Annotated in this window: 2 protein-coding genes and 1 pseudogene; 2 read left to right on the top strand and 1 reads right to left on the bottom strand. The window is 42.8% G+C overall.

Features of this window, described 5'->3' with window-relative positions; all coding sequences use genetic code 11:
• A pseudogene (locus O9324_RS11140) lies at positions 1 to 134 on the top strand (IS630 family transposase); the annotation flags it as partial.
• Here the strand turns inward: O9324_RS11140 and O9324_RS11135 are convergent.
• On the bottom strand, positions 121 to 1,050 hold the full coding sequence (locus tag O9324_RS11135) for a type I restriction endonuclease (protein ID WP_288140214.1): 930 nt from the start codon (positions 1,048 to 1,050) through the stop codon (positions 121 to 123). The pseudogene O9324_RS11140 and the gene O9324_RS11135 sit on opposite strands and share 14 nt — an antisense overlap.
• A 302-nt stretch (positions 1,051 to 1,352) precedes the next feature.
• On the opposite strand from O9324_RS11135, the gene O9324_RS11130 reads away from it, so the two are divergent.
• Complete coding sequence (locus O9324_RS11130; RefSeq protein WP_002786178.1) at positions 1,353 to 1,619, top strand: hypothetical protein; 267 nt, start codon at positions 1,353 to 1,355, stop codon at positions 1,617 to 1,619.
• Positions 1,620 to 1,828: the final 209 nt, after the last annotated feature.

The following is a 1,828-nucleotide window of genomic DNA, read 5'->3' as shown; positions in this document are numbered from 1 at the left end:
AAAACTTTTCTGACTTTTCTTCAGCTATTTATGAATGTCTGAATGATGCCCACCTGAAACATAAAAAAGAACTGGATTCCTTGCTCACTCTACGATTTCAGAAGTTTAATAAATCTCAGATTATGAACGTCTAAAGTATAGGAGGCGCTGCACGGCTTTCTTGACGGCACGAAACTGCTGGTAACGCCCGACGATTTTGATGGTTTCTCCCTTGTTGTTGACGGAGAAAAGGGTGAAGTTGCGAATAATCTCTAGGAGGTTATCGGGGGCGAACATTCCCGCCACCAGTCGCTGCTGGTCGTTGGGGGAGCTAATGCCGTGTTCTAGTTGTTCTAGGGTGCGGGGATAGGGGTCAGCCCAACGGAAGAAGTATTTTTCGGTGTGGGTGGTAATAGTGCCAAATTTTGCCTGATTGCGGCAGGTAGCCACGACAAACTGGTTATAGAAGAAGAGGCTGGTATTGCCCTCGCCCTTAGCGCCGCGCTGTTCGCTGTAGCGGAGGAGTTGCTCGATCGCCCCGGCAATGGGTTCTGTGACTTTGGGGGATTTACATTCAATGACGACCACTGGCAGCCCATTGAGAAAGAGGACAATATCGGGGATGATGTGGTTTTCTGTGCCTAGAATCCGCACCTTAAACTGGCAAACGGCGATAAAGCGGTTGTTTGTTGGGTGGTTAAAGTCGATAAACCTGACGGTGGGGCTTTTTTCGCCTGTTTTACGGTTCTCTGAGACGCTGGTATTCTCCTGAAGCAGTTTAAAGACGTGGCGGTTATTTTCCAGTAGGTTGGTGCTGGGGAAGTTGGCGGTGAGTTGTTTGATCGCTTCTTCTATTTGATCGGTTTCTAGCCAGGGGTTGATGATTGTAAGCTGTTCTCGCAGCACTGGCAGCATCACCACCTCGGTAAAGCTTTCCCTAAAAGTATCCTGTGGCTTTTGTTTTTTGTCTAAATCCAATATTTCCCAATCTAAACCGTACAGTTGATCAAGTAAGGGCTTTTCGACCCCGTTGCGCTCGTCGAGTTTGATGTCGGATGCAGTTTTGTTCATGACCAGATAACCTGTATGTAACTATATTTATGAGGTTTTTCGTCTAAATCGGCTCTCCCCGGTTTGGTGGGCAAAATAATATATTCTAAGATACAGTCTTGGGGCAGTGAGTGGAACGAACCACAGAGACACAAAGGACACAAAGATCGATCGCTACTATATAAGTTAAACTTATCACACAAAGAATAAGAGAACCCTAAATCTTCCTTGAAGTCAGGGGACAGGGTTGAATTGTACTTCTCTGATATGAGAAACGCTATAATAGGTTATTATACATAAAAAATATTTAAGCATTAACGGATATGAACAACCAACTGGTTAAAACTTTAGCACAAATTATTAGATCCCTTTCTGAAGAAGAAAAACAACAACTAGAAAGAGAATTAACATCTAATAGAGCAATAGAAGCAATAAAAGACCATCAAGAATTATCTTTTTGTCAAACGGCTACCCCTGAAGAATGGATAAAAGCTTTTGAAGAATGGGCAGAAAGTCATAGAGATAAGAATTTTCCTCAATTATCTGATCAAGATATTAGCCGAGAAAGTATCTATGGAGAACGGGGTTAAATGTCTTATTTGGTAGATACTAATATCCTTCTACGTAGTTCAGATCCTCATCATGCTATGTATTTAGATGCTGAGAGGGGGACAAGCGAGCTAGAAGGTAGATAGGGCAAGCGATATAGCTCTTTGTCCTTTGATGTAATCCTTCAACCGATAGCGGCTAATTTGCATTAGCTCTTCTATATTTTTTTGGAACATTTGATGTAGCTGTA

It is taken from the genome of Microcystis sp. LE19-84.1B (genome assembly GCF_027531875.1).
Taxonomy (GTDB): domain Bacteria; phylum Cyanobacteriota; class Cyanobacteriia; order Cyanobacteriales; family Microcystaceae; genus Microcystis; species Microcystis panniformis.
The sequence above is the reverse complement of the archived record's forward strand: the minus strand, read 5'-3'. Positions and strand labels throughout refer to the sequence as shown.

Coding starts and splice junctions, on each gene's coding strand:
- O9324_RS11135 (WP_288140214.1), bottom strand. CDS start 1,050: ATGAACAAAACTGCATCCGACATCAAACTCGACGAGCGCAACGGGGTC.
- O9324_RS11130 (WP_002786178.1), top strand. CDS start 1,353: ATGAACAACCAACTGGTTAAAACTTTAGCACAAATTATTAGATCCCTT.